This is a genomic window from Kiritimatiellia bacterium (assembly GCA_018001225.1).
In the GTDB taxonomy this organism is placed as follows: Bacteria; Verrucomicrobiota; Kiritimatiellia; order CAIQIC01; family JAGNIJ01; genus JAGNIJ01.
In genome coordinates this window covers 20,430-27,434 of record JAGNIJ010000051.1, presented here as the reverse complement: position 1 = coordinate 27,434, position 7,005 = coordinate 20,430, and the positions used below count along the sequence as shown (strand labels likewise).

The following is a 7,005-nucleotide window of genomic DNA, read 5'->3' as shown; positions in this document are numbered from 1 at the left end:
CGTCGCGCCGGTTGCCCGCCACCGTCAGCCGCTGAAGTTGCTCGGAAAATCCGTCCCGGTCGTCCTCATGGAATACGCGATGCCGTGGAAAATCGTAGCGGAAATTGCCCCGACTGGAGATTGGAGCGGGTGACGGGAATCGAACCCGTGTATTCTGCTTGGAAGGCAGAGGCTTTACCACTAAGCTACACCCGCCCGGGGCGTTTCATCCATCGCCGGACTCTACGGTTCCGCGCCGGCCCCGTCAAGATTTCGAGGGCGTCGGGACCGGCCGGCCGTCGAGGGCGTCGCGCACGGCGGCGAGGAGGTCGTCGCTCTTGGCGGGCTTGTAGAGGATGCCCAGCGCGCCGGCCGCGATGAGGCGTTCGGAGAGGTCCTCGCGCACGAACCCGCTGGTCAGAAGCACCTTCACCGCCGGGTTCTCCGCGCGCAGCGCCTGGAACGTTTCCTCGCCGCCCAGCCCGGGCATGACCAGGTCGAGGAAGACCAGGTCCACGCGATCCCGGATGCCCTTGAAGAGGTCGACCGCCTCCTCGCCGGTCGAGGCCGACACCACCTTGTAGCCGTAGGATTTCAGGACCTCGACCGCCATCTGGCGGACCAGGGACTCGTCCTCGACCACGAGGATCGTTTCCGTGCCGGTGAGCACCCGGCCGGGCGCGGGCGACTCCTCGGTCGCGCCGCCGGTCTCGCAGGCCGGGAAATACAACCGGAACGCGGTGCCCCGCTTCTCCTCGCTCTCGACGTGGACGAAGCCCTTGTGGTTGGTGACGATGCCGTACACGATGGACAGGCCCAGGCCCGTGCCGCCGCTGGCCGCCTTGGTCGTGAAGAACGGGTCGAAAATGCGCGCCTGGTCCTCCTTCGGGATGCCCTTGCCCGTGTCGCTGACCGTGACGCAGACGTACTTCTCTTCCGTTGCCTCGGCCAGGACCGCCCGCTCGCGCGGGTCCAGCGCCCGGTGCTCGGTGGAGAGCGTGAGCGTCCCGAGCTTGCCCGACATGGCCTCGGCCGCGTTGATGCCCATGTTCATGATCACCTGGTTGAGCTGCCCGCGGTCGCCGAGGACCGGCGGCAACTCGGGCTCCAGCCGCGTATGGATCTGCACGTTGGCCGGCAGCGAGCGGCGCAGGATGGCCACCACGTCGTTGATCACGGTGTTGAAGGAGACGGGCTCCTTGGCGAAATGGCGCCGGCGCGCGAACGAGAGCAGCTGGCGCGTGAGGTCGGCGGCCCGCACGGCCGACTGCTCGATCAGGCCGAGGTCGCGGTGGATGTTGCTGCCCGGCGGCGTCCGGGCGAGCAGGTAGGTGGTGAAGCCCAGGATGCTGCTCAAGATGTTGTTGAAGTCGTGGGCGATGCCGCCGGCCAGCATGCCGACGGCCTCCATCTTCTGGGCCTGCCGGAGGTGCTCCTCGAGCCCGCGCCGCACGATCTCCTGCTCGTCGGCGCGCAGCCGGGACGCCACCTGCAGGGCCGCGACGGTGACGACTTCGACGTCGAGGCTGTCGAACGCGCGGGTTTTGTCGTCGAGCATCACGATGGAGCCGCGCACCCGCCCGCTGGAGTCGCGCAGGGGCGCGCCGACGCAGGTCTTCAACGCGCGGGAGCCCAGCCGCGCCGTGCAATTCGGGGGCGGGCTGTTGTCGAGGGCGTGGGAATAGAAGGGCATGCCCGTGTCCATGATCTGGCCGCACACCCCGCAGGAGAGGCCCGCGAGGTTCTCGGGCCCGATCTCGGCCAGCACCTCGGGCCGGGCGTGATAGAGGACGGGGGTCTCGTCCGTCAGGTGCAGGAGGACCAGCAGGGGCTCGTACATCTCGAACAGGATGTCGCACACCCCTTGGAGGAAGCGTTGGGCGTCGTGGGCCAGCGAACTGGTCTGGGCGAAGAAGAGCTTCAGCCTGGCGATCAGCGCCTGGGCGCGGTCGTGCCGGCGCTGCATGTCCTCGGCCTGCTCGCGCAGCTCGAATTCGTGCTGTTTGTGCCGATGAATGTTGCGCGCCACGGCCATGATGCCGCGGGGCTGGCCGTTCTCGTCGTGCAGGATGCTGTGGCTCTGCTCGAACCAGACCACCTGGGCGCCGGCATCCCGGGCGCGGAACTCGCTCATGCCGTCCTTCTGGGTCGCCGCGCACAGGCGGAGGTCGCGCCGGAGCGCCTCGTAGTCGGCCGGCAGCACGAAATCGGCCCAGCTCTTTTCGCCGCTGAACAACTCGTCCGAGCGCACCCCCGTGATGCGCTCGAAGGAGGGATTCACGAGCAGGATGTCGCCGTCCATGTTGAGGATGAGGATGGGGTCGGACGATTCCCGGAAGAGCACGCTGAAGCGCTCCTCGGAAGCCTCGAGGGCATAGGCGAGGTCCTTCTGGCCGGAAAGATCGCCGGCGACGCCGCGGATGCCCAGGGTGACCCCGCGCGGATCCTTGATGGGGAAGAAGGAAGCCCAGAACGGGCGCGCCGCGCCCCGGCTGTGGGCGAGCCGCAGTTCCGAGTTGCGGACGGCCTCTCCGCCGTGCACCTTGCGCCACACGTCATCGAACGACGCCTTCTGCTCGTCCACCAGCAGGTCGCGGAGAAGGCGGCCGGTGGTGGCGTCGGACTGCCGCTCCAGCAATTCGGCGAATTCCTCCGCGCCGTACACGATCCGCCCGCCGGTATCGAGCTCGAAGAGGATGACGGGGGCGCCGGACGGCAGGAGGCGGGGGCCGGCGTCATGCCAACCCGGAGCCTCCAGGATCCAGACCACGGCTGTACGCCGCGCGCCCCACGGCATGACGCAGCCCCGGGCGCGGACCAGGCGGCTTGCCGCCCCTGCGGGGACGCATACGAATTCCCGCCAGGCTGTCTCCTTGTTCTTCGCGCCGAAGCCCAGGGCTTCGCAGGTCGTCCGGTCCATGCCCACCAGGTCGCCGCCGAAGGCGCCCGCGGCCTTCGGGTTGCGGGCGCCCGTGATCCGCTCCGCCGCCGGGTTGAGCAGGAGGACGCGCAGTTCGTCGTCCATGAGGATGACCGGGAGGTCGAGGGACAGGAATAGAGACTTGAAGAACGGGGCCGCGGGACTGGACGGAACGGTCATGGCGTCGCGTTGCCTATTGCCCGGCAGCATAGAGGAAGCCGGGGGACAGCGTCAAAGGCATTGTGCTTCCCTGGAGGTCAGCCTGAATCTTTAACGAAGGAATGGATCTGAAGGGTGGCACGGCCGTCCCGGCCGTGAAAAAGCACGGGCGAGACATTTCACCGGATCGTACAGAAAAGTCACGCACGCCAAAGATTCAGGAGGCCAGACGCAGGTCGGGCTGGATATCGACGCCGGCCGGGTCGGCGGCCGGCGGGCCGCCGGCGCTGCCCGCCAGGCCGGCGACCATGGCCGCATTGTCGGTGCAGTAATCGGGCCCGGCCAGCCGCAGGGGCCGGCGGCGCCGGCGCCCCGCTTCTTCGAGCCGCGCGCGGAGCCGCCGGTTGCGCACCACGCCGCCGACGCAGCCGATGGAGGCATAGTCCGCCTTCTCCAGGGCGCGTTCGACCCGGTCGAGCAGGGCGTCGAATACCGCTTCCTGGTAGGCGGCGGCGAGATGCGCGAGCGAATCCGCTCCCAGCAGTTCCGGCTGCCTCTTCAGCAGATAAAGCAAGGCGGTTTTCAGCCCGCTGAAACTGAAGCACAGGTCGGGATCGAACTCGCCCGTGCGCCGGCTGGCCCGGATGGAGGTCCGGGAAAAGGACACGCGTTCCGGGTCGCCGCCCGCGGCGGCCCGCTCGATGGCCGGGCCGCCGGGGTAGCCGAGGCCCATCAGGTTGGCGCCCTTGTCCAGCGCCTCGCCCGCGGCGTCATCCAGGCTCTGACCGAGCCAGCGGTAGCGGCCGGGGCCGTCGAAGCGGACCAGGGCCGTGTGCCCGCCGGAGACCATCAGCACCAGCATGGGCGGTTCCGGCGCCGGGGCCGGCCCCTCGGTCGACGGCCCGGGCAGGAAGAGGGAATACAGGTGAGCCTCGACATGGTTGACCGGGATCAGCGGCCGGCGCAGGCGGAGCGCCAGCGCCTGGGCGGCGGAGACGCCGACGAGCAGGGAGCTGGCGAGGCCGGGGCCGTGCGTCACGGCCACCGCATCGAGGTCGGCCCAGGCGAGGCCGGCGCGCTCCACGGCGTCGCCGAGGATCCCCGGCAGGATCTCGACGTGCTGGCGGCTGGCGATTTCCGGCACGACCCCGCCGTAGGGCCGGTGGCTCTCGACCTGGCTGTACACGCAGTTGGATCGCACCTGCCACCCGTCCGCCACCACGGCGGCCGCCGTCTCGTCGCAGGAGGTCTCGATCCCCAGAACGTTCACAAGATAAAACCCGTCGTCGGCCCTGAAGCCTGAAGGTCAGCGCCGGGCCATGGCCGGCGTGCCCTGCTGCGCGGTGAAGATCATGACGCCCTTGAGGATGTCGAGGGCGCGATCGAGCTGGATGTCCCGGAGGCCCCCCGTCTCCGGTTCCCCGGCCTCGTCCCCGGTTTCCTGCTCGGCGCGCCGCAGCATCAGTTGCTGCCAGTCCTCCGGGGGCATGGCGACGGGCACATCCGGCTCGATGCCCTGCTCGTGGATGACTCGCTTGCTGGGGGTGTAGTAGCGGGCGGTGGTCAGGCGGATGGCGCTCCCGTCCTCCAGCTGGAGGACGCTCTGCACCGAGCCCTTGCCGAAGGATTTTTCGCCCACGAGGATGGCGCGCCGGTGGTCCTGGAGGGCGCCGGCGACGATCTCCGCGGCGCTGGCGCTGCCGCCGTTGATCAGGATGACCATGGGGAAATCCAGGTAGTGCTGGCGGCCCTTGGCGCGGAACGTCTGGAGGGGTTTTTCGTCGCGGCCCTGGGTGAAGACGATCATGTCGCCGCGCTTGACGAACTTCTCCGCGACCTCGATCGCCGAGGTCAGCAGGCCGCCCGGGTTGTTGCGCAGGTCCAGGATCAGCGCGCGCATCCCGCGCGCCTGGAGGCCCTGCACGGCCTCGTGCACGGCCTTGGCCGTGGGTTCGTTGAACTGGACGATGCGCAGGTAGCCGATGCCGTCCGCGAGAAGGTCCGTATCCTTGACGCTCGGGACGTTGATGACGGCGCGGACGAGTTCCAGGGTGCGGACGCCCTCGGCCTTCGGGCGGAGGATGCCGATCGTCACCTTGGTGCCGGGGGCGCCGCGCAACTGCTTGACGGCCTCCTCGAGGGTCAGGTTGTCCGTGGGCTTTCCATCGATCTCGATAATCTTGTCTCCGGGCAGGAGCCCGGCCCTGAACCCCGGCGTGTCCTCCATCGGGGCGATGACCGTGAGCATGCCCTCCTTGACGCCGATGACGATGCCGAGGCCTCCGAATTCCCCCGCGGTCTCGTCCTTCATTTCCTTGTACATCTCGGGGTCGAGGAACTGGCTGTGGGGATCGAGCGACTGCAGCATGCCGCGCAGCGCCCCGTACACGAGGTCCTCGTAGGTGGTCTTGCCGGCGTCCACGTACTGTTCCCGGACCTGTTCGAGGACCCGGGTGAAGAGGGCCATCTTCTCGTAGCCGGCGGCCCGCTCATCCGTCGGTGCGGCCTGGGTCTGCAGGCGCGCGCCCAGGACCAGGTTGGCGGCCAGCAGCACGGCCAGCCCCAGCCACCCGGCGCCCCGGCCCAACGTTCTCAAGGACATGGTTGCTCTCCCGGCCCGGGACCGTCGTTCCGCGTCGCGGGCTGCGGGAAAGATATATCGCAGTGCCGGAACCAATGCAACCACCGCGCCGGCGCGCCATGTCCTTGCACAACGCGCGGTCTTGTACTAGAGTCCCGGCGAGGTTTGCGTAATGAGCCAGAACACGTCAGCGTCGCCGGGTGCCGCGCCGGGCCGGGAGAACGGGCCGGTGGGATACCGGTATCACCGCCAGCCGTCGGCGGCCGACCTGAAGTCCAGCGGCCATCCGAGGCCGACCCCCCGCCGCGACGCGCGCCCGGCCCCGCACGCCACGTGGCGCACGGTTCTCCTGGTGCTCGCGAGCATGGGGCTCTTCATGCTCCTGGTGCTTTTCATTTCCCGGAAGACGTGGCAGATGAAGGAGCAGGCACGGACGCGGGACATCCCCGCCGCGGGCTCGTCCTCGCCCGTGGATATCACCCAGAAGCGCGTGGAAACCGAGCAATTGCTCTCCGGGGTCACCCGCTCGGACGCCGAACTCTCCAACGAGGCCACGCTGTTGTCCCGGCGGGGCGATCTGCTCCAGGCGGCCGGCCAGTATGTCCAGGCCGCCGAGATGTACGCCGAGGCCCTGCGCCTCTGGCCCGGGCTGAACGCGACCCGCGGGGAACTGGGCCGGCTTTATCTGCGCCAGCGCGAATACGACAAGGCGTTGATCATCCTGCAGGCGGCGGTCGGCAACGAGCCCGATTCGCCGGCGCTGCTGAACGACCTGGCCGTGGCGTATTTCTACCAGAACCGCGTGGCGAAGGCGGCCGAACTGCTCGACGCGGCGCTCCAGTACGACGCGCAGTTCGCCCCCGCGCATTTCAACCGCGCGCTCTGCTTCCTCCTGCAGCAGAATGCGGCCGCGACGGCCGCGCAGTTGGAACACTACCTGGCTCTGTCTCCCGGCGATCCCAAGGCCCTCAAGGAAAAGGCCTTCCTCGAGGCCTCGCAGGGCCGCTATCCCGAGGCCTACGCGATCCAGCAGGAGGCCCTTCAGAAAGCCCCCGACTGGGTCCCCCTGGTCCTCGACGCCGCGGCGGTGGCCGCGCTGATGGGCCAGCCGGACCAGGCCTGGACGCATCTCGAGCACGCGGCGGTCCAGGCCCCCGCCTCCACGGTGATGCAGAGCTACGCGGGGCCCGCGTTCGACGCCTTGCGCAAGACCGACGCCGGCCGGGCGTTTGAAGCGCGACTCAAGGACCGGAGCGCCCTCGACCGGCGGCGCGTGGATGAGGCCGTGGTCGCGTGGGACGCGGCCAGCAACGAGCCCCTGCTGTCCTCCGGCCTGGCGGCCGCGCCCGCGGCGGAGAAGGAGTGA

The 7,005-nt window shown here is 69.3% G+C and carries 4 protein-coding genes and 1 tRNA gene; 1 reads left to right on the top strand and 4 read right to left on the bottom strand.

Annotation, left to right across the window (positions count from 1 at the left end; translation table 11 throughout):
- Positions 1-121 precede the first annotated feature (121 nt).
- From KA248_14200 to KA248_14185, 4 genes are all read right to left on the bottom strand, one after another.
- Positions 122-195 (bottom strand) — tRNA-Gly (locus KA248_14200).
- Positions 196-244: 49 nt separating this feature from the next.
- The gene (locus tag KA248_14195; protein MBP7831058.1) at positions 245-3,079 is read right to left on the bottom strand and encodes a PAS domain S-box protein; all 2,835 of its coding nucleotides are present in this window, start codon (positions 3,077-3,079) and stop codon (positions 245-247) included.
- Positions 3,080-3,275: 196 nt separating this feature from the next.
- Complete coding sequence (tsaD, locus tag KA248_14190) at positions 3,276-4,328, bottom strand: tRNA (adenosine(37)-N6)-threonylcarbamoyltransferase complex transferase subunit TsaD (GenBank protein MBP7831057.1); 1,053 nt, start codon at positions 4,326-4,328, stop codon at positions 3,276-3,278.
- 36 nt (positions 4,329-4,364) lie between these two features.
- Positions 4,365-5,660 (bottom strand): S41 family peptidase, encoded by a 1,296-nt coding sequence (locus KA248_14185; protein MBP7831056.1) that lies wholly within the window; start codon positions 5,658-5,660, stop codon positions 4,365-4,367.
- A gap of 151 nt (positions 5,661-5,811) precedes the next feature.
- Between KA248_14185 and KA248_14180 the strand changes: the two genes are divergently transcribed.
- Positions 5,812-7,005 (top strand): tetratricopeptide repeat protein, encoded by a 1,194-nt coding sequence (locus KA248_14180; GenBank protein MBP7831055.1) that lies wholly within the window; start codon positions 5,812-5,814, stop codon positions 7,003-7,005.